Source organism: Falsiroseomonas oleicola, assembly GCF_019029495.1.
Taxonomy (GTDB): domain Bacteria; phylum Pseudomonadota; class Alphaproteobacteria; order Acetobacterales; family Acetobacteraceae; genus Falsiroseomonas; species Falsiroseomonas oleicola.
Genome location: NZ_JAERQM010000003.1, coordinates 607,678 through 628,597 on the forward strand (window position 1 = coordinate 607,678; position 20,920 = coordinate 628,597).

Genomic DNA, 20,920 nt, shown 5'->3' on the forward strand with positions numbered 1-20,920 from the left:
GCGCCCGCCCAGCCGGCGCCCGCCCAGCCGGCGCCCGCCCAGCCGGCGCCCGCCCAGCCGGCGCCCGCCCAGCCGGCGCCCGCCCAGCCGGCGCCCGCGCAGCCGACACCCGCGCAGCCGACACCCGCGCAGCCGGCGCCCGTCCAGCCGGCGCCCGCCCAGCCGGCGCCCGCGCAGCCGACACCCGCGCAGCCGGCGCCCGTCCAGCCGGCGCCCGCGCAGCCGACACCCGCGCAGCCGGCGCCCGTCCAGCCGGCGCCCGTCCAGCCGGCGCCCGCCCAACCGGCGCCCGCTCCGCCAGCGCAACCGGCAACCGCGCAGCCGGAACCCGCCACGCCCGCGGACCCGCCCGCGGCGCCCTGACCGCGGGCCCGCGAATTCCGCTGAGCGGGCGGATTCCGCGCCGCCCGCTTGCTGGGATACCGCCCGCATGCTTGCCTTGAACCGAGGTTCAAGGGAGAGCATCCGGGCATGATCCGCGCCGCCATCATCGGGCTGGGCACATGGGGCCAGCATCTGGTCCGCTGCGTGCAGGGGCCGGGCAACCAGATGCCGGGCGACGGCATCCGCTTCACCGCCGCCGCCACCCGCACCCCGGCCAAGGCCGCCGATTTCGCCGCCAGCCACGGCCTGCGCATGCTCGACAGCTACGAAGCCGCGCTGGCCGATCCGGAGGTCGACGCGGTGGTGCTCGCCACGCCGCATACCCAGCACACCGACCAGATCATCGCCGCCGCCCGCGCCGGCAAGCCGGTGTTCAGCGAGAAGCCGCTCGGCGTCGATGCCGCCAGCGCCCAGCGCGCCGCCCAGGCCTGCGCGGATGCCGGCGTGACGCTCGGCGTTGGCTACAACTGGCGGTTCCAGCCGGCTTTGCAGGCGATCCGCGGCATGATCGACGACGGCACGCTCGGCCGGGTCTTGCATATGGAGGGCAATTTCTGCGGCCCCAGCGCCTATCGCTTCCCCAAGGGCCATTGGCGGCACGACCGCAATGAAGGCCCGGCCGGCGGCATGACCGGGCGCGGCGTGCATGTGGTGGATGCGATGCTCTACCTCGCCGGGCCGGTCGCGCAGGTCACCGCCCAGAGCTTCCGGCTGGTGCAGGATTTCGGCATGGACGACACGACGTCGATGCTGCTGCGCTTCGCCAATGGCGCCAGCGGCACCGTCGCCACCGTGATCGCCACGGCGGAGACCTGGCGCCTGCAGGTCTTCGGCAGCAGGGCCTGGGTCGAGGTCGGCGATGTCGAACACCTGACCACCTGGGACCTGACCGTCTGCCGCATCGATCCCGACAACATCACCGTGAAGCAGCGGCCGCAGGTGATGACCTTCCCGAAGACCAGCACGGAGAAGGCGGAGCTGGAGCATTTCGCGGCGCATGCCGCCGCGCGCCGCCCGCTGGCCCTGCCCGGCGGCGATGCGGTGCACAATGTGGCGCTGCTCTCGGCCATCATGGAATCGATCCAGTCCCAAGGTCCCGTGCGCCTGTCCTGAACCGGAGGTTTTCCGCCATGCCCGTTCTCACCCGTCGCCAGGGTCTGCTCGGCCTCGCCGCCCTTGCCGCCACCCCCGCCTTGGCACAATCGGCGGGGGATTTCCCGAACCGGCCGATCCGCGTCGTCGTGCCCTCCCCGCCCGGGGGGCCGCCGGACCTGATCCTGCGCATGATCGCCCCGGGTCTGACCGCCGCGCTGGGCCAGCCCGTGGTGGTGGAGAACCGGCCCGGCGCGGGCGGGGTGATCGGCACCTCCTACGTCACGCGGCAGCCGGCGGATGGCTATACGTGGCTGTTCACCACGGCCTCGCACGTCAACACGCCGCCCTTCAATCCGAACGTCAATTTCGACCCGATCGGCGACTTCACCCATGTGACGCTGGCCGTGCAGAATTTCGGTCAGGCGCTGGTGGTGCATCCCTCCGTCCAGGCGAACAATCTCCAGGAACTCATCGCCCTGGCGAAGCGCGAGCCGGGGCGGCTGACCTATGTGAATGCCGGCAACGGCACGGCCAGCCATATCCCGGCGGAGCTGATGAAAAGCCTGTCCGGCACGGACATCCTGCCCGTCCCCTATCGCGGCGTGGCGGAAGGCGTGGCGGACCTGCTGGCGGGGCGGGTGGACATGTTCTTCGTCGGCACGAATGTCGCGCTGGAACATGTGCGCGCCGGCCGGCTGCGCGCCATTGCCATCACCGGCGCGCGGCGCTGGGCCGGTCTGCCGGATGTGCCGACGATGCAGGAAGGCGGGCTGGCCGGATTCAACGTGGTGAACTGGTTCGGGACCTGGCTGCCGGCCGGGGCGCCGGAGGCGGTGGTGGCCCGCATCCACCAGGCGGTGGTCCAGGCGGTGGCGGCGCCCGAGGTCATGCGGCAGTTCGAAACCCAGGGCCTGCAGGGCATCGCCATGCCGCCGGCCGCCTTCGCCAGCTTCGTGACCGAACAATCCCGCCTGGCGCAGGAGATCGGACGGCGCGTCAACCCGCCCGGCTGAAGGCGTGTTTCTGCGAGTGATTCGCAATTAAGCGACGCAACCCGCCATTCAGGCGAAATATCTGGAAATTCTTCATCCGGTGACCTGTAACATCATCCCGGACTGGGCCAGACTGGCCCGGCATGGGGTGAAGCAGCCCCCATACGGGATGAGGAAGCAAGCCGGTGACCGAAGAGTCGGAGGGGAAGCCGCCGCGGACGCGCCGCCGGCTATTTGTGCTGCGCCTGGCGGCTATCGCCGGCGTCCTGCCGGCCGCGGCCTGCGTGCCGCAGCAGGGCCCCGTGGTCTATGTGCCACAGCAGGCGGTGCGGCGTGGCACCGGCATCAGCGACAGCGACCCGAGCGACGCGCCGGGCAATGGCCGGGGCGGGCATCGCGGCAGCGGTGTCACCGACAGCGACCCGAATGATTCCCCCGGCTTCGGCCGCGGCGGCTATCGCCGGTCCAGCGGCATTTCCGACAGCGACCCGAACGACCCGCCCGGGCGTGGCCGGGGCGGCTATCGCGGCACCGGCATCACCGACAGCGACCCCTCCGACGGTCCCGGCCGTGGCCGGGGTGGCGCCCGTGTCTACCGCGCCCGCACCGGGCTGACGGATAGCGACCCCTCCGACGGGCCGGGCTATGGCCGTGGCCGCGTCCGGGGCCGCACCAACCTGACCGACAGCGACCCCTCCGACGGCCCCGGCCGCGGCCGTCGCGGCTACTGAGACCGGAGTCCATCATGCGCGCATCGGCCCCCACTCTGGCGGAGGAGGCCTGGCGCCTCGCCTTCGGCAGCCTGCCGATGGAGGACGGGCTGGCGATGCGGGAGGAAGCGGGCTGGCGCCACTTCCCCGGCAACGATCCGGGCCGCTACGCGCATCTTCTGTCCGTGGCCGATCTCGATGCCTTCCTGGCCAGCGACGCGGCGGCGCGGCCGCGCATCTCCATGGCCGACAGCAGCCGCGAGGGTGGCGCCGCGGTGCCGGAGGAGGACTACGCCTTCGAGGATGGCGGGGCGGACCTGCCCAGCCTCTATGGCTGCTTCGACCGCGGCGCGACGCTCGTCGTCTCCCAGTTCAACCAGTTGCATCCGCCGCTGGCGCGCTTCTGCCGGGGGCTGGAACAGGTGTTCCTGCATGCGGTGCAGGCGAACATCTACCTGACACCGCCGGGCGCCCAGGGCTTCCGGATGCATTACGACACGCATGACGTGCTGGTGCTTCAGGTGGAGGGGGAGAAGGAGTGGCGCGTCTGGCCCGGCCAGCCCTTCCCCAACCCGACCCGTCGCACCCCCTGGCCCGGCGGCATCGAACCGCTGGAAGACGCCGTGACGATGACGTTGCGGCCGGGCGATGCGCTGTATGTGCCGCGCGGCGTGCTGCATGACGCGGCGACGCAGGATGGCGGGCATTCGCTGCACATCACCGTGGGCTTCATGGAGCCCTCCTTCGCCCAGGTGCTGCGCATGGCCGTCGACCTGCTGGAGGAAACCGAGCCCGCCTTGCGCGCCACCTTCCCGAGTTGGCGGCTGGCCGATGGCCCCGCCGGCCTCGCCGCGCTGGTGCAGCCGGTGGCCGCGAAGCTGGCGGAGCCCGCCGCGCTGGAACGGGTGGCGCTGGCGCTGATGGACCAGTTGGCGGCGGACCAGCCGCCCCTTTTGGCGCGTGGCCTGTTCCTGCACGACCCGACGCCGGAAACCCGCCTGCGCCTGGCCCCCGGCGCGCTGCATGCGCTGGTGCCGATGCCGGAAGGGGAGGGGGCCTCCCTGCGCTGGGCTGGGGCGCCGGTGACGCTGAATGCCATCGAGGCCGGCTGGGTCGAACGCCTGGCGGAGGGCGCGACCCCCGCCGAGCTCGGCTTGGAAAGCCTGGGCCTTTGCCGCAAGCTGCGCCGGTTGGGGCTGCTTGCGGAGGATTAGGTGACGCGCATCATCGGCATCTGCGGCAGCCTGCGGGCCGCCAGCTATAATCGCGGCCTGCTGCGCGCCTGCGCGACCCTGCTGCCGGAGGGTGCGAGCCTGGAGGTGGTGGAGATCGGCGACCTGCCGCTGATGAATGAGGACCTCGAAAAGCCGGGATGGCCGCAGGCCGTGCAGCGCCTGCGCCGCGCGGTCTGGCCGGCCGAGGCCCTGCTGATCGCCTGCCCCGAATACAATGCCGGCATCCCCGCGCCCCTGAAGAACGCCATCGACTGGCTGTCCCGCGCCGAGGGCCTGGGCGGCACCACGGCGACGGCGGGCGAGACCCGGCGCACGCCGCTGGCCGGCCTGCCCACCGCCATCATCGGCGCCTCGCCCGGCATGCTGGGCACGGCGCGCGCACAGCAGCATCTGCGCATGTCGCTGCAATCCATCGGCACGCTGGTGATGCCGGGGCCGGAGGCCTTCGTCGCCGGCGCGCGCGGCAAGTTCGACGAGGAGAGCAACCTGGTCGACGAGCCGAGCCGTGCGGCGGTGGGCAGGGTGCTGGCCGGGCTGGTCGCCTGGACCGCCCGGCTGAAGGCCTCATAGCGCCACGGGAAGGGTCCCGGGGCGCCGACTATCAGGCCGCCTTTGCGCTCCGCCCGGCATCCAGGAAGGCCAGCCGTACCCTGCTGCCTTCCAGCCCGCGCAATTCCACCTGCCGCGCCGCCTGGCCAGGCATCTGCACCGTGCCGTGCGCCCCGATCGCCGCGTCGACGGATCCCTCCACGGCCAGCCCGCCCTCGCTGATGTTCCGCAACTGCACGATGCTGCTGACCCCGCCGAAGACCAGGGTGGCCGTGCCCTCCGCCGGCCTGCGCGGCGACCCGCGCCGGTCCACCTCCGGCACCGAGGAACGCAGGATGCGGACGACATGATGCGTCAGACCCTGCGCTTCGCCGGCCAGGGCATCCGTTTCCTGTCGGCTGCGCTCGGCGCGCGCCCCCGCATCGCGCGCGTCGGTGGTCACCTGGCCGATGCGGCGGGACACGTCGCGTGCCGCCTGGGTGCTGTCGGCGATACTGCGGGCGATGGCGCTGGTTGCCTCGTCCTGCTGCTCGACCGAGGTGGCGAGCGTGGCCGCCAGATCATCCATGCGTGCGACGGATTGCGCGATGCGCCGCACCGTCTCCACCGCCGCCTCGGTCCGGTGGCTCACCGACTGGATGTGCTGGCTGATCTCCTGCGTCGCCTTGGCGGTCTGCGTCGCCAGGGCCTTCACCTCCCCGGCCACCACGGCGAAGCCCTTGCCGGCATCGCCGGCCCGCGCCGCCTCGATCGTCGCGTTCAGCGCCAGCAGGTTGGTCTTGCCGGCGATTTCCTGGATCAACCGCGTGACGTCGCCGATCTGGCTGACCGCGCCGGACAGGTCGAGGATCACCGATTCGGTCTTGGTGCTGTCGGAGGCCGCCGCACGCCCCACCTCGGCCGCCTCCCGCACCTGGCCGGAGATGCTGCGGATGGAGGTCGTCAACTCCTCTGCCGCCAGGGCGACCGTCTCGGCCACGGCCAGGGAGGCATCGGCGGCGGAGCTGACCGCGCCGGCATTGTGATCGACCCGTGCCGTCGCGGCGGCCATGGCGCTGGCATCCTCGGCCAGCCCCTTCGCCTGCTCGACGATGCGGGTCATGGCCTTCAGGGTCTCGGCCTCCACCAGATCGGCCATCTTGCGCAGCGATTCCGCCTTGGCCTGCGATGCAGCCTCTCGGCCGGCTTCCTGCTCGGCCCGCAGGCGCTGCGCCTCCTGGCCCTGGGCACGGAACACCATCACCGCCCCCGCCATCTTGCCGACTTCGTCGCGCCGGTTCTGGCCGGGGATTTCCATGGCCAGGTCGCCCGCGGCCATGCGGCGCATCACCGCGGCAAGCGCGCGCAGCGGCGCCATGGCGCGCATCGACCAGGCGGCGATGCCGATGCCGAGGATGAGGCCGGCGCCCACCAGCGCGAGCATCAGGGTCTGGAATCCGCTGGACAGGCGGCGCGCTTCCGCCGCGACGACGCCGTTCTTCGCCTCCTGCAGGTCGATGAACTGATTGATGCGCGCCAGCCATTCGATGAAGGCCGGCCGCGCCTGTTCCAGCAGCAGGGCCTGGGCGGCGGTGGCATCCCCCGTCGTCTGCAGCTCGGCCACGCGCGCGATCAGCGGCAGGCTGCGGGCCTCCGTCTGCTTGATCGAGGCGAGGATGCGGACCTCCGCCTCCGTCACCTCGGCGCCGGTCGCCATCATGGCGTCGAGCCGCTCGGCGCTGGCCGCGTAATCGGCGGCCAGCCGCTGGATTTCCGCCAGCGCCGCCGCGCGTTCGGCCGGCATGCGCACCAGCACGACGTCGCGCAGGGAGATCGCCCGGTCATGCACGCTGCCGCGGAAATTGATGGCAAAGCGCTGCTTCACGCTGTTCACGTCGGCGACGACGGCGAGGCTGGAATTGATGGCGTTCACCTGCCGGACCGCGACGGCGGCCAGGCCCGCCAGCAGGCAGAGCACGAGACCAAAGCCCAGCACGAGCCGGGTGCGAATGCTGGAGAGCCATTCTGACGATGGCATTGTGGCAGCGGACATGATGAGCTCCGGGATTGGCTTGACGCCTCTGGCAGGGAGGCTGGGCGTCGCCGGCGCGCATGCTGGCTTATCTCGTTTAACGCGCGGTGAAGCGCCCCCCCTCCTCAGCCGGCTCCCTACAGCAGCACCAGGTCATCCCGGTGGATGATCTCGTCGCGCCCGCGCCAGCCGAGGATGTTTTCCAGTTCCTCGCTGCGATGGCCGGCGATGCGGGCGGCGTCAGCGGCATCATAGGCGGCCAGGCCGCGTGCCAGCACCCGCCCGGCCTCATCCCGCACACTGACCGGGTCGCCGCGCTGGAAGCTGCCCTCCACGCCCCGCACGCCGGCGGGCAGCAGCGAGGATCCGCGCGCCAGGGCGCGCGCCGCGCCGGCATCCACCACCAGCGCACCGAGCGGCGCCAGGCTGCCGGCGATCCAGCGCTTGCGGGCGGAACGGCCCTCCCCCTCGGGCAGGAACCAGGTGCAGGGCGCGCCCTGTTCCATCGCCTGCAGGGGCCGGTCCCGCGCGCCGAGCGCGATGGCCATGGCGCAGCCGGCGCCCGTGGCGATGCGGGCCGCGATCAGCTTGGTGCGCATGCCGCCGGAGGAATAGCCGGGTGGTGGCTCGCCCCCCATGGCCATGATCTCCTCCGTGATGTGCTCCACCACGGGGATATGTGCGGCTTCGGGGTCGCGGCGCGGGTCGGCGGTGTAGAGGCCATCGATATCCGACAGCAGCACCAGCGCATCCGCCTCCACCATCTCCGCCACCCGGGCGGCCAGGCGGTCATTGTCGCCGAAGCGGATCTCGGCGGTGGCCACCGTGTCGTTCTCGTTGATGACGGGGATGCAGCCCAGCGCCAGCAGCGTGTTCAGCGTGGCGCGCGCATTCAGGTAGCGGCGGCGGTCTTCGCTATCCTCCAGCGTCAGCAGCAACTGCGCGGCATTGAGCTGCACGGCGGAGAGCGCGTCGGCCCAGGCGCCGGCCAGGCGGATCTGGCCCACGGCGGCGGCGGCCTGCTTCTCCTCCAGCCGCAGCGTCTTCTTTCGCGTCAGGCCCAGCGCGTGGCGGGCCAGCGCGATGGCGCCGGAGGAGACCAGGATCACCTCCGCCCCCCGCGCCCGCAGCGCCGCCACATCCTGCGCGACGCCCGCCAGCCAGGCGGCGCGCGGCGCGGCGGTGGCATTGTCCACGACAAGGGCGGAGCCGATCTTGACGACGATGCGGCGGGCGGTGGCGAGGGAGGGCAAGGTCAGCAATCCGGGAGCAGGGCGATATGGAGTGGCAACATCGATACGGCCGCGCTGCTGCCCGGTCACCTCGGGCCGGATCATATCCCTGTTCGAGACGACTGACCATGCCGGGGCGGCAGGACGGACATGTGACGGCGGAGCAGATGATCCGGCGCCGCAGCGCGCCTGCACCCCGCGCCGGACGTGCTGCGCAGCCGTGCTGGGCGAGGCCACGATCCTGGCGATCCACAAGGCCTGCCAGGCATGGACCTTTCGACCCAGGAGAGCCCGGTGACGGCGCTTCGGCCCGGCTGGTATGTCGAGATGCTCTCGGACAACGCGTATCGCGTGACCCAGCCCGGCGGTCTCAATGCCGGCCTGTCCACCGACCGCGACGCTTAGCCCATCCGCCCGCGCTTCCATGGCGTCGCCGGGTTTTCCGCGACGGTCGCGCAATCGGTCCTTTCCAGCAACGATCTTCGGAGCGGCGTTCATGCCGTTTTCCGGCGAGTGCGCGACCGAGCGGGCAGGCGGCCCCGCGCCGCCAGCTGCGCAGAGGTCCGGCGTTTTCCGTCCGGTTAAAATCACGTCACGACATTTATATTCTGGGTTGATGCGCGCCGGCACGTCTGACACGTTTCGTCCGGGCGGCGGCTCCCCTGTGGGCCCTCGTCACAGACCGGCATGCCTGCGTCGGAGACCGCGCCTTGCCATCCCGCCTCTCCAGGCCCGCCATCCGCGCGGCACAGCCTTCCCATCCCTGCCGCCTGCCGACCCCGGCGCGCGCCCAGGCCCGGCGATGCGCGCCGGCGCTTCCCTGTTCGGACCGCGGCGGCCGCTCGGACCGGTCAGGAGACCGGTCCGCGGGCATTGGGCCGCTTGCCACGCAGCTTCCTGTCGGGACCAGCCGCACAGGCCGCATCACCGATGCCGCGTCCGCAGACGCGGCCGGAAGCCGGCGGGCCACGGGCCGCGGAACACAGGCTGCGATTCTGCCGCGCCACGGTTTTTCCGCGAGGCGCGCCCCCGATGATCAGGCACCAGATCGAGGAAGGATGTTCATGAGCCACATCAGGATTGCCGCCGCGCTGGCCGCGGGCGTTCTCCTGCCCGGCCTCGCGGCAGCGCGGCCGGCGGACTGCCTGGTGCAGATCGAGGGCCGCACCCTCGTCAACGGCACCTGTGACTTCGAGGCCGAGCCGAGCGGTGACTTCACCGTCACGCTCGGCAGCCGGACCGCCCGGGTGATGGTCGATCCCGACGGCCGCCTGGGCCGCGCCTCCTATGAGGACAGTGCCAGCGGCGAGCCGCCAGGCGTGGCCGACGTGCAGCGCGATGGCGCCTGCTGGGGCCGGCCAAATGTGATCCGGGTCTGCGCCTGGGCCGTTGGCGCACGGCCTGCCGCCTACCAGAGCCTGCCTGCGGCGGAGGGCGCCCCGACCGCGCCTGCCGGTGCGCCGGCATCAGGGGCCGCGCCGGTGGGACTGCGCGTCGTCTCCTCGCGCGCGGTGGGACCCTGGACCCTTTCGCGGCTGGAGGGCGCGGGAAGCTGGCGCTGCGAAGTGGAGCGGCACTACCCGGATGGCGGCACGCTGGCCTTCCTTGCCGGGAAGCCAAGCCCTGGTAACCAGAATATCGCGGATACCGGCCTGCGATTCGGCGCCGCCGCCTTGTCGGGGATGCGCGGCGAGATCCGGGTGCTGCCCTGGGGCAGCGGTCCGGAATACACCCAGACCGCCATCGCCGACGGCAATGGGTCCGCGACGCTGATGGATCCGCCCAACGAGCCTGGTTCCTCCGATGCCTTCGCCAATGGGCGGGAGTTCGAGGTCAGCCTTCCGGGAGGCGTGCGTCTCCGCTACCCGCTCAACGGGTCCAGTGCGGCCTGGCGCGCTTTGGCGCAATGCGCGGGCTTCTGATGCCAGCGGATCGGTCCCCTGACCGATCCGAGCGCCCGGATGGGCGCCGCGCCGAAGGCCCGTCACGTCCTTGGCGTGCCTGCAGCACGACGGAGGTGGGCCCGGAGCGGTCACGCGGCAGCGCCGTTGGTATGAGCGGAGGGCCTTTGCTGGAGGTTCGCCTGGAACCCAGCTGAGATCCTCCCCCGCATGAGCCCGGCTGCCGGGTTTCTTCCCGGCGGTCGCTGCACCTGATGGTGCCGATACTTTTGTGCTGGATGGAATGGCGGAGAGGGTGGGACACTCCCTTCTCTCCGGCATCAACAGCAAAATCAGTCTCTTACGAGGAGCCACTACAAGGAGCGTAGTGGCTTTGTGTAGTGGCAGCAAGTAGCCTGACGAAGGATCAGGCGAATGCAGTGGGCCACATATTGTGCCTCCGGGACAGGACGAGGCACTAAATGTTGACCCCTCTCTGTGGTCTGCGGAGGCGGTGCAACACTTGCTTCGGTCGCGCAAGCCGCGCGAGGCAACGCCGTCCTAGGGAACCTTGGCCGGAGTTGCGGACGTGCCGGGCAGCCTCGCGCTAGGTGCAAGACGTTGCAACCGCGTGGTCAAAAAGGCATGTGACCTATAGGAGTGACGCTCCTACTCGCACGTCCCGCGCCGAGTTCGGCAAAGCCAATCTGATTCCAGTGAAGCCGGTTGAGAACAAATGAAGCGATCAGCAGCCCTCGCCCTGCTACTCCCGCTGATTACTGCCTGCACCGACACGCGACCCGCCACGACACCAGCGGCACAGACCGTTCGGCAGGAGCCGGTTCGGACTTGTTTCGGTTACAACTTTCTCCGCGGGGGCGCTCCAACCGCTGCTGTCGCAATCGAAAGAGAGGTAGCCTTCTCGCGGTTCAGTTGGCCGGGACGGGCGCCCATATGCGGGCCGGTCGCTTCCGTCGCGTCCGGTAGCGGCTCGATGCGAAAGGTAGAGTCCTTCGATGCGGACGGAAGACTCACCAGTGTTTCAGACTGCGAAGGCTTGCCGGCGGCCAGCCTCACGTCTCGCCCGTTTCTGATGCGGACGGACCTGCTTCGTGATGGTCAAGGCAGGCTCTCCGAGGTTCGCCAGTTTCGTTGCATGGACAACCGGATTGAACATCGGTTTGCGGTGGAGTGGGCATCTCCTTCGTCGGCGTCTTTGTTCACCTATGCGCCTGACGGCACCCTCCTGCGCCAGCGGGCAATCCGCGTGATCACCCATGATCCGCAAACAGGGATCACCACCTCGGCCTCTGGGCTGCGTCCTACGGCGCCAGATCGGGTTGAGGTCCGGGATGGGCAGGTGACGCGGCGTGAGGACTCCATAGCGGGCGGCCCGCCATCGTCACTCACACTCCGACCGCTGGGTGCCGACCGATACGGAATCGACCTCCGGACAGGGGCGAACGCGTGGACCCCCCATCAAGTGTTCACCGTGTTGAGCCGGGATCGATACGGAAATCCGACCCGAACGCGCATCGAAGAGCCCAAAAGAAACTTCGGCGTCGAGACGATGGAACTCTATGGCCACGATCAGTTCAGTTACACTTACCGGTAGCGTAATCCTCATATCCCGCCGAGAATGAAACGGAGACCGGGAGTGCGTAGTCTCATTCTTGCCTTGCCGTTGGCCGCTGCCGCTGGGCCGGCCTATGCACAACGCGCAGGGTGGCAAGATTGGGAGCCGGCGGGCTGGGTCACTGTCTTGTTCAGTCTTGGCGGGGTCGCGTGGCTCGCCTACCAACTCGGTGCCCAGAACGCGAGCACCACCGCTTACCGGCGGCGGGTCCTGGACGAATGCGACGCGAAGGGACAGCCCTTTCCGGGCTGGGCGACCCCCGAGGTCCTTGCGAGCCTCGGCCGCTCGCCCCGTGAGGGTAGCAGGTCAGAAGGTTAAGCGCCGGCCATCCGTTCTAGCACCCGGGACACCTGAACCGCCGACCATGCTCCGCCCCGCGGGGTCGGGATGCTACGGGCGTTCAGACCCGCCGCCAGATCGCGCAAGGACGCGGCGCCGGCGGCCCGAAGGTCAGCGATGATACCGGACAGGTCAGCGGCCCTCTGGCGGGCTTTGGAGGCCCGCAGAGTGGCGCTGGCGGCCCTCCCCTTGTCCGCCACCCGGGAAAGGTCTCCAGCGCCCTCCCTGCGGCCTCCAAGGGTCACGCCGCGGGCCTTGGCAGCCGCCAGGGCGGCCTTGGTCCGGGCGGAAATCAGCGCGGCCTCTAACTCGGCCACGGCCGCCATCTGCGTGACCATGAACTTCCCGACCGCGCCCGGCGGGATGGAGGGGAGGTCGCAGAAGACCACGCCCTCTTCCCCGGTGCCCTCCACCACGGACAACAGGAACCGAGTGTTGCGCGCGAGCCGGTCCAGTTTGGCGACCACCAGCGTAGCGCCGTGGAGCCGGCAGGCGGCGAGAGCCTTCGCCAGCTCCGGCCGATCCGCGCGCTTGCCGGACTCTACCTCCGTGAACTCCTGGACCGGGGGCCAGCCCTTGCCCGCGAGGAACGCCCGGACGGCCTCGCGCTGTGCGTCCAGGCCGAGACCGCTCCGGCCCTGCCGCTCCGTCGAGACCCGGTAGTAGGCCACCCACTTCCGCCCAGTCACCGCCCCATCTCCCGCCCGTTACGTCTGTAGCATCGTCCGTTGACTTGAAACGTAACGGCTGCGGAGATGGCGGTCAAGCCGCCTCCGAAAGGGACGGCACCTGCATCACGCTCGGCCACGCTGTTGAACCCGGGTGCAAACCGACCACCCCCCCCGGGGGGTCGAAAAAAACAAAACTCGCCCCCGAATGCCGGTCATCGCGAAGCCGAAAATATGCAAGGCTAATGCGGGGACATTTTTCGGGGCCGCGCCGAGAGTTGCAGCGCGGTCTTGCGGGGGCGGGAAGCGATGATCGGCGGGGGCCTGTTCAGCCGATACTACCTGGACGAAGGCGTGCGGCAGGGAGGAGCCTGGGGCGCCTTGCCCGACGCGGAGGTGGACGCCTTCGCCGTCACGGCCCGCGCCGCTCTCGCCAAGGTGCCGGCCTCCGGGAGCCTGCGCGAGGCAGAGACCGAAACCCTCTTGATCTTTCCCATCCTCGCCGCGCTCGGGTGGCCGCACCTGCCGCAGCAGAAGGGCAACAAGCGGCGGGAGGACGTTCCCGACGCGCTGCTGTTCCTGGACGCCGACGCGCCCGCGCGCGTGCTCAAGATGGACGCCGGCTACGACCGCTGGAAACAGGCCGCGGTGGTGGTGGAGAACAAGGCGTGGGACCTCCCGTTGGATCGCGCCAGCGGGAAGACCGTGCGGACCCCGGCCTCTCAGGCGCTCCGCTATCTGCGGCTCGGGGATGAACACACGGGCGGCGTGCTGCGGTGGGCGCTGCTGACCAACGGGCGGCAATGGCGCCTCTACTTCGCGGGCGCGGCCTCCATGTCCGACCGCTTCCTTGAGGTGGACTTGCCGGCGCTGGTGGCGGGTGCCGACACGCCGGAGGGCATCGCCCGGCTCCGAACCTTTATGCTGTTCTTCCGCCGGGACGCCTTCGCGCCCGACACCGCGGGCCGGTCCTTCCTGCTCGCCGCGATGGAAGAGGGCCGCGAGTGGCAGGAGCGCGTCACCGCCGACCTCACGCGCGCAGTCTTCTCCACGGTCTATCCGGAACTGCTCGCCGCGCTCGGCGCCGCCGATCCCGCCCGGAAGCCGTCCGATCCCGCATGGCCCGACACGGTGCGGCAGAACGCGGTGATCCTGCTCTACCGGCTCCTGTTCCTGCTCTACGCCGAAGACCGGGACCTCCTGCCGGTGGACCACAAGGGCTACCAGCCCCGTTCGCTCGCGCGGCTGCGGCAGGAGGTCGCGGAGGCGCTGGACGAAGCGCGCCCGCTCTCCGACACCGATGCGTTCTGGTGGGGCGACCTCAAGGCGCTCTTCAACGCGGTGGACAAGGGCAGTGATGCGATGGGGCTGCCCGCCTACAACGGCGGCCTCTTCGACCCGCAGGAAGCCCCGATGCTTCACGCGGTGGCGCTGCCCGACAAGCCGGTGGCCGCGATCCTGGACGGCCTCTCGCGGTTGAAGGGGGGCGAGGAGAAGCGGCGCGTCAACTATCGGGACCTGTCGGTTCAGCAGTTGGGCGCGATCTACGAACGCCTGTTGGACTTCGACGTGGAGGTGGACGCGGCCGGCGCGGTGGTGCTGACGAAGGACAGCATCGCGCGGAAGGAAAGCGGCTCCTTCTACACGCCGCCTTCGCTGGTGCGGCTGATCCTGGACTCCACCATCGGCCCGCACATCACGGAGAGCCGTGAACGCTTCAAGGCGAAGGCCGAGACGCTGAACGGGGACCGCCGCACCGTGGCGGAACGCATCACGGACCTCCGACGCTTCGATCCCGCGGACGCGCTGCTCAACCTGAAACTTGCCGATCCTGCGATGGGGTCGGGCCACTTCCTAGTCTCCGTGGTGGACCGGCTCGCGGATGCCGTGCTGCTCGCGATGGAAGAGGCCGCGGTGATCGCGCAGTTGGACGGCGGCGTGGAGGGCTACACCTCGCCGCTTGCCGACCGCATCGAAGTGGAGCGCGCACGCATCGAAGGCGCCGCGAAGACGCACGGGTGGCCCTATCGCGCCGAACACCTGGACGACCGGCACCTTGTCCGCCGGCTCGTGCTGAAGCGGGCGGTCTATGGCGTGGATCAGAACCGCCTTGCCGTGGAACTCGCGAAACTGTCCCTGTGGCTCCACAGTTTCACGGTCGGCGCGCCGCTCTCCTTCCTGGACCATCACCTCCGCCACGGGGACTCGCTGTTCGGCGCCTGGGTCGCGGACACCGGGGATCAACTCGCAAAGCGCGGCTCCATGCTGCTGCATCAAGCGGTGGACAATGCGCGCGGCGCGGCGGCCGGGATGGCGCGGATCGAAGACCTGGCAGACGCGGACCTCTCGCAGGTCAGGGAGAGCAAGCAGGTCTTCGAGACGGTGGAGGAGGCCACGGCCCCGCTGCGCGCCTTCCTGGACCTCTGGCACGCGCTCCTGTGGCTGCCGCCGGCCGGGGAGGGCATCCCCGCCGGGCCGAAGCGGAAGGCGCTGGTGAAGGAGGCAGAGGCGGCCCGGCAGCGCACCATCAACACGTGGCTGGACGGCCTCTGCGGCGATCCTGTGGCCCTCGCCGCGGGGACTGAGAAGCCGAAGGGCATCCCCCGCAGCGCGCGGGAGGTGGCGGCGCTCCTGGACGAGTTGCGCGCCATCGCGCGGCGGGAAAACCTCCTGCATTGGCAGCCTGCTTTCCCGGGCGTGTGGGGCGCCTGGAAGGGCATGGATGCACAGGGCGGCTTCGACGCGGTGGTGGGGAACCCGCCCTGGGTTCGGCAGGAGACCATTGCGGCGAAGAAGCCGGTGCTCAAGGCCCGCTACCAGACCTATGAGGGAAAGGCTGACCTCTCCACCTTCTTCCTGGAACAGGCCCAACGGCTGGTGCGGCCCGGTGGTCGCGTCGCCTTCGTGCTCCCCAATAAGTTCTTCAAGGCCGACTACGGGGAGCCGCTGCGCGCCTTCCTCGCGAAGAACACATGGATCGAGAGCGTTGTTGACTTCGGCCACAACAGGGACCTCTTCCCCGACGCGGACGTGTTCCCCTGCGTGGTCGTAACGCGGCGCCCGGACCCCGCGGCGGAGCCGGCGAGCGACGCGGCGGTGGCGGTGGTCACGGGTGATCGAGTGCCACAGGAACGGCTCGCCGCGCTGGTGCAGGAGTTGCGTTTCCCGATGCCCCGCCTGTCGTTCACGGCACAGGGGTGGGAGTTGGAGCCCCCGCCCGTGCGGCAGTTGATGGAACGGATGCGCGCCGAGGGGACCCCGCTCCGTGAGGCGGCAGGCATGGCGCCGCAATACGGAATCAAGACGGGGTTCAACGAAGCGTTCGTGGTGGAGACCGCCACGAAGGATCGACTCGTTGCAGAGGACCCGGCTTCCGCCTCGCTCTTCCGGCGCTTCCTGCGCGGTGGTGACATTGAGCGATGGGCTTCCCCTCTGCCCGACCTTTGGATGATCGCGCTCCGATCTAGCAGCGATCACCCTTGGCCGTGGGCATCGGCACCTGACGCCACGAAGGCCGAAGCGATCTTCAAGGCCACCTATCCCGCGCTGCATCGGCGCATGGCCGCGCATCGGGAGAAACTGATCCCGCGCGAGGATCAGGGGCGGTTCTGGTGGGAGTTGCGGCCCTGCGCCTACTACGACGCCTTCGACCGGCCGAAGATCATCTATCAGGAAATCCAGTTCTACCCGGCCTATGCGCTCGATACCGGGGGCCTCTACCTGAACAACAAGGGCTTCATGATCGCCAGCGCGGACCCGTTCCTCTTGGCCGCGCTGACCAGCCCGCTCCTGTGGTGGTTCGGGTGGCGCCACTTCCCGCACATGAAGGACGAAGCCCTCACGCCGGCCGGCTTCAAGATGGAACGCCTCCCCATCGCGCGCCCGACGAAGGAGCAGGCCGAACGCGCCGCGGTCCTGACGGCCCGCCTCGCGGAGACGCACCGGGCGCGTCACGCGGCGGCGGTTGAGGTGGCCGATTGGCTGCGGGTGGAATGGGGCCTCGCCGCCCCGCCGGCCGCGCTCGCCTCGCCCTTCGCGCTCTCCGCCGACGCCTTCGCGGACGCGCTGCGGAAGGTGCTGCCGAAGAAGCGCAAGTTGAGCGTCGCGGAAGTGGCCGCGGTCAAGGCCGCGCACGCCGGCACAGTCGCCCCGATCACCGCGCGCCTGAACGAAGCAGCGCGGCTTGAGCGGGACCTGTCGGCGGTGGTCAACGCGGCCTACGGCCTCACGCCGGAGGAAGAGGCGCTGGTCTGGCGCACCGCTCCCCCGCGGATGCCGATCACGCCGCCAGCATCGGAGGCGGCAGCAGCCGAGTAGGAGGGCCATCCGGCCCGTGTCGCGCCTCCGCACGGTCCATCTCAGCGCGGCGCGCGGCGAGCATCGCGTCCACCGGAGACCGGCGGGCGGGGCGCCTCTTGCACCTGGGTTCAAGCAAACCTCCGATGATCCGGATGGCTTCGCGGAGCACGTCATCCGGTGCCGGTGGTCGCGCCTTGCCGGCTCGGGCTGCGGCAGCCCGGAAGATCAAGGGGAGCATCTTCGCACGTATCTCGCGCACGCGGCCGATCAGATCCTCTTGCCTCGCGGTCCAGGCCGCAGCCTGTCGCCACAGCGGATAGCGCGAGACCGTGGATTGGATGATGGCCCGCACCGCGCGGTCCTCCTCCTCCCGCACGGCCGCGGTGATGCCGTGGCGGGTGATGCGCGCTTCGGCCCTGGCGAGCGTCGCCGGCCTCGGCGCAATGTTCACTTGTCCATCCCGCATGGAGATGACGAGACCGCAGAACTCCACATCACGGCTCACACGTCGCGGCTTGGGATCGTCCGGAGTCAGTCGGAACGAGCCGGGGAACCCCTGCCCGGAGAGGGCAGCGCGCAGGGCTTCAATCGCTTTCACGCCCGTCTTCCTGTCCCGAGTCAGGATCAGGATGTCATCGCAGTAGATGTGCATCTCCGCGCCATCCGGCAGCACCCCGAAGAGCGGGGCGAGCAGGATGTCCGCGATGATGCCGGACGCGGCGGAACCCTGGGGGAGTCCATGTCGGCACGCCGATGTGTGCATGTCCATGATGTCGTCGTAGGCGAGTCTCTCACTGAGGGGAACGAACATCCCCTGTCTCTCTGCTTCTTCGGGTCCTCCTTTCCTGCTGACGTGGATGTTGGCCGTCCGGGTCAGGACGGAGTTTTCAACGACCCTTGCGGGGAGCGCGATGCGTCGCCGCACCCCGGACCCGCAGAAGGAGTCGAAGAAATCCTTGATGTCGAGGCGCACCGCCCAGAGGTGACCACGCACCAGCGCGCCAGCGATGGCGTGCTGCATCTGGACAAGACCGCGCCCGCGGCGCGTGAACTGGTGAGGGTTCGTCGGGTGCAGCGCGCCCGCGAGCCGCGCCGCGATCCTCTGCCGCACCTTGTGCTCCACCCCGAAGGCGAAGATGCGGCGCGTGCGCGTCGGCGCCGTCCAGGTGTCCCGGTCAACCAGCCGCGGCACATCGTCGGGCTTCGGCCGCTTCGCCTCTGCCCGCATCGCCACGCGCTCCCCGCTCGGGCAGTTCGGGCGCATACCCTCCGCGAGCCGAAGCGCCGTTGCCGCCGGGTTGAGCGGTGAACTTGTCCCTTCGGGTGCGCGCCGCTTCTCCGCCTTCCGGACCTCGCTCGCCGCTGCGGCTACCTTGAGCGCGAAAGAACCCGCCAGCCGGCGGGCCGCGCGTCGGGCCTTGCGGCTGCCCGCGTGCTTGCGGATGTGCGCCTCCGCGTTCCGCAGCCGCTTCGAGTCCTTCGCCAGCATGTGGCCAAAAGCGGCTCCGGCAGCCGCGGCGGTGGTCGCACGCTCCACCTGTGCCGCGAGATCGCGGGAACGGTGGCCGGTGGCGGCCGGTGCGGAGGAGCGCAGGAGGGTCATGGCGGCGGCTCGTGCGGAAGCGCGGGTGCGGTTTGCACCCGGGTTCAACCTTAATCTTGCGGCACGGCAGCGGTGGAGGTGCGCCGGCTACGTTGGATGAACGCGAGCAGATCGCCCCGCCGGTAGCGGACCGCACGACCCATCTTCACGAAGGCCGGGCCGCGGTCGGGCACCATGCGCCAATGGTCCAGGGTCTCCCCCGAGAGACCGAGCACGTCCGCGGCCTCGGACACCGTGAGCAAGTCGTCTCCGCCGGTCATGGGTAATCTCCCGCTCTGCACGCCAGTTGATCGCCGGCCACGCCGAGCCATCATCAGACACGTGAAGAGCCGCCCCCCGCAGTTCAACCCCGCAGAGCCACAGACGCAGTAAGATTCGGATGCACCGGACGGACAAAGACTTTCCAGGCTCCGCGCGATACTTCCTGGCCGACGGTCAGGTTCAAACTGATCCTAGTGTCACCTTGGCTTGCGCGGCTGCGGCCTCCGGATCGCGGGACGGGTAGAGGTGCGACAGATCAAGACCCGGGTGGACGATCCGGGCCACGTGCTCCGCAAGGAACCGGATGGAGCCGCCCTCCCCGTAGCGGCTGCCCTCGCTCTTGCTGCTGGCGGAGGACCATCCGCCGAGCAGATCGGCCACGCTGTCGGGGATGCCCGCTTCGGTCATGCGGTCGCGGAAGGTGTGTCGGAAACTGTGGAAGACGACCCCGCGCGCGGTCACGCCCGCCTTCTCCAGGAAGCGCCCGAACCACTTGGAGAACGGGTCGCTGTAGTTGCCGAGTTTGCCGGCCGGGAGTTCGGGGAACAGGCGGTCATGCCCCGTGGCCCGCTGACGTGAAACCAGGTGCAAGAAGCCGATCCGCACGAGTTCGGGATGCACCGGGACCCGACGCTCCGCGGCCTGGGTCTTCAGCCTTTGTCCGTCCGCCTCCGCGCGAACGTAGATGACCGGCACGCCGTCCACCTCGCGCACGTCTTCGACGCGCAGTTGGCACGCCTCGTTGAGCCGCAGCCCCGCGAAGAGACCGAGCAACGGGACCCAAAAGCGGCCACGCCGCGGCCGGTTCGGGCCGGGAGTGTCGTAGCCGTTGTCGTCGTCCTTGCATCCGGTGAACAGGGGCCGCGCGAAGATCGCCGTGAGTTCGGCCGGCGCAAAGGGGCGTCGCTTCTCGCCGCTCGCCGTGACGGTCTTCACCGTGGCGATGTTTAGTCCCTCCGCGGGGTTCCCATCGGCCATGCGGATCACGCGCTCCTTCAGCCCCCACTTGAACACGCTCGCGAGGAAGTCGAGGTGGTTGCCGACCGTCTTCGGGTGCATCGGCCGCACCCCGTCGCGCTGCGCTGCTTCCGCGGCCCGCTTCGCTTCCAGGTCAGGGTAACGCTGCGCGGCGTTGGCCGGGAGGGCGAGCAGCAAGGCTTGCGCGCGGCGGCAGTCCTCCCGGGTGATCGTGGCAGCCCGGGTCTCGCCGCCGAGCAGGTCGCACAGGACCCGGCGGAATCCACTGTATTTCGCCTTGGTCTTGGGGGCGAGGCGGGCACGCTCCGGTGCCGCCATGTAGGCATCTATCAGCGCGCCGAGCGTCACCGCGGGGGGCGGCGGTGTCGGCGCCGGGGAGCCGGCCGTCACGTCCGCGAAGCGCCCATCGCGAGGCGGCTCCGGCGGCAACCCCGCCCATCGTTGCACCGCGCGGTCAACGGCTTCCTTCGCCGCGGCGTGGAACGCCTCCACCGCCTCCGCGAAGAGGGCGCCGGGGGGCAGGGCGAGGTTGCGGGCGGCAAGTGCTCGCCGTGCCTCTTCGGCAGCCCATTCCTCGCCCCCTGGACCGTGGACGGCTGCTTGGTCGTCCTGGAGGGCGTGAAGGCCCTCCTCCCGCTCCAGCGCGGCCCCGCCGTCATGGCTGCCGGCGGCCCGCCACCGCTCCAACAGGCGCTTCTCTTCGTCGTGGAACCAAGCCCGGGCCGCGTGGTGAATGTCGTCCACCGTCGCCTGTGCGAGCCGGGCGGCCTCCTTCCGGGTGATACCGGGCGACTCTCCCCCCGCGGCGAGACGCTTCCGCGCGTCCGCGAAGAGCGCATCCACTACGGCCATTTCGCGGTGGTGGCGCTGCTTCGCCGCTGCGAAGGAGTCGGTCCCGTAGGAGACCCAAATCTCCCGCTTCTTGATGATCGGCCGGAGGTCATCCGGCACCCGGCGGCGTAGCCCCCAAGGGCCACCGTTCAGCCGGGCGAGGCACGGAACGCGAGGCACCCCTTCTCCCCCAAGTGTAGTGGCCTTGTGTAGTGGC

General features: G+C 70.2%; 15 protein-coding genes. 8 read left to right on the top strand and 7 right to left on the bottom strand.

From position 1 onward, the window contains the following. Positions 1-282: hypothetical protein (locus JJQ90_RS13680; protein WP_216876234.1), on the bottom strand; the 282-nt coding region annotated here is incomplete at its 3' end. A gap of 189 nt (positions 283-471) precedes the next feature. On the opposite strand from JJQ90_RS13680, the gene JJQ90_RS13685 reads away from it, so the two are divergent. The 5 genes from JJQ90_RS13685 to JJQ90_RS13705 all read left to right on the top strand — a co-directional run bounded on the left by JJQ90_RS13685 (position 472) and on the right by JJQ90_RS13705 (position 4,986). Then, positions 472-1,497, top strand: coding sequence for a Gfo/Idh/MocA family protein (locus JJQ90_RS13685; RefSeq protein WP_216876236.1), 1,026 nt, complete (start codon positions 472-474; stop codon positions 1,495-1,497). A 17-nt stretch (positions 1,498-1,514) separates the two neighbouring features. Next, entirely contained in the window at positions 1,515-2,492 is a 978-nt protein-coding gene (locus JJQ90_RS13690) for a tripartite tricarboxylate transporter substrate-binding protein (RefSeq protein ID WP_216876237.1), read from the top strand. A gap of 164 nt (positions 2,493-2,656) precedes the next feature. Further along, complete coding sequence (locus JJQ90_RS13695) at positions 2,657-3,202, top strand: hypothetical protein (RefSeq protein WP_216876239.1); 546 nt, start codon at positions 2,657-2,659, stop codon at positions 3,200-3,202. A gap of 14 nt (positions 3,203-3,216) precedes the next feature. After that, positions 3,217-4,395 carry a cupin domain-containing protein gene (locus JJQ90_RS13700; protein ID WP_216876242.1) on the top strand — a complete coding sequence of 393 codons (1,179 nt, stop codon included), beginning with the start codon at positions 3,217-3,219 and terminating at the stop codon, positions 4,393-4,395. Next, positions 4,396-4,986, top strand: a complete 591-nt coding sequence (locus tag JJQ90_RS13705) for an NADPH-dependent FMN reductase (protein ID WP_216876244.1) — start codon at positions 4,396-4,398, stop codon at positions 4,984-4,986. 31 nt (positions 4,987-5,017) lie between these two features. Here the strand turns inward: JJQ90_RS13705 and JJQ90_RS13710 are convergent, their stop codons facing one another. Both JJQ90_RS13710 and proB read right to left on the bottom strand, forming a co-directional pair. Next, positions 5,018-6,997, bottom strand: a complete 1,980-nt coding sequence (locus tag JJQ90_RS13710; RefSeq protein ID WP_216876246.1) for a methyl-accepting chemotaxis protein — start codon at positions 6,995-6,997, stop codon at positions 5,018-5,020. Positions 6,998-7,113: 116 nt separating this feature from the next. Then, complete coding sequence (proB, locus tag JJQ90_RS13715; protein ID WP_230410674.1) at positions 7,114-8,235, bottom strand: glutamate 5-kinase; 1,122 nt, start codon at positions 8,233-8,235, stop codon at positions 7,114-7,116. Between the two features lie 240 nt (positions 8,236-8,475). Between proB and JJQ90_RS13720 the strand changes: the two genes are divergently transcribed. Continuing rightward, complete coding sequence (locus tag JJQ90_RS13720) at positions 8,476-8,613, top strand: hypothetical protein (protein ID WP_216876250.1); 138 nt, start codon at positions 8,476-8,478, stop codon at positions 8,611-8,613. A gap of 659 nt (positions 8,614-9,272) precedes the next feature. Continuing rightward, entirely contained in the window at positions 9,273-10,130 is an 858-nt protein-coding gene (locus JJQ90_RS13725) for a hypothetical protein (protein WP_216876252.1), read from the top strand. A 1,908-nt stretch (positions 10,131-12,038) separates the two neighbouring features. Here JJQ90_RS13725 and JJQ90_RS13730 read toward each other — a convergent pair. Next, the gene (locus JJQ90_RS13730; protein WP_329959441.1) at positions 12,039-12,734 is read right to left on the bottom strand and encodes a recombinase family protein; all 696 of its coding nucleotides are present in this window, start codon (positions 12,732-12,734) and stop codon (positions 12,039-12,041) included. A 306-nt stretch (positions 12,735-13,040) separates the two neighbouring features. Between JJQ90_RS13730 and JJQ90_RS13735 the strand changes: the two genes are divergently transcribed. Next, positions 13,041-17,048 carry an Eco57I restriction-modification methylase domain-containing protein gene (locus tag JJQ90_RS13735; RefSeq protein WP_216876256.1) on the top strand — a complete coding sequence of 1,336 codons (4,008 nt, stop codon included), beginning with the start codon at positions 13,041-13,043 and terminating at the stop codon, positions 17,046-17,048. On the opposite strand, the gene JJQ90_RS13740 is transcribed toward JJQ90_RS13735, so the two are convergent. The 3 genes from JJQ90_RS13740 to JJQ90_RS27490 form a co-directional block, all read right to left on the bottom strand. Beyond that, positions 17,011-18,633: a reverse transcriptase domain-containing protein gene (locus JJQ90_RS13740; protein WP_216876258.1), complete on the bottom strand. Its 1,623-nt coding sequence runs from the start codon at positions 18,631-18,633 to the stop codon at positions 17,011-17,013. The two genes, JJQ90_RS13735 and JJQ90_RS13740, sit on opposite strands and share 38 nt — an antisense overlap. A 50-nt stretch (positions 18,634-18,683) precedes the next feature. After that, complete coding sequence (locus JJQ90_RS13745) at positions 18,684-18,893, bottom strand: helix-turn-helix transcriptional regulator (protein WP_216876260.1); 210 nt, start codon at positions 18,891-18,893, stop codon at positions 18,684-18,686. 181 nt (positions 18,894-19,074) lie between these two features. After that, on the bottom strand, positions 19,075-20,883 hold the full coding sequence (locus JJQ90_RS27490; protein ID WP_329959442.1) for a site-specific integrase: 1,809 nt from the start codon (positions 20,881-20,883) through the stop codon (positions 19,075-19,077). Between the last annotated feature and the right edge of the window lie 37 nt (positions 20,884-20,920).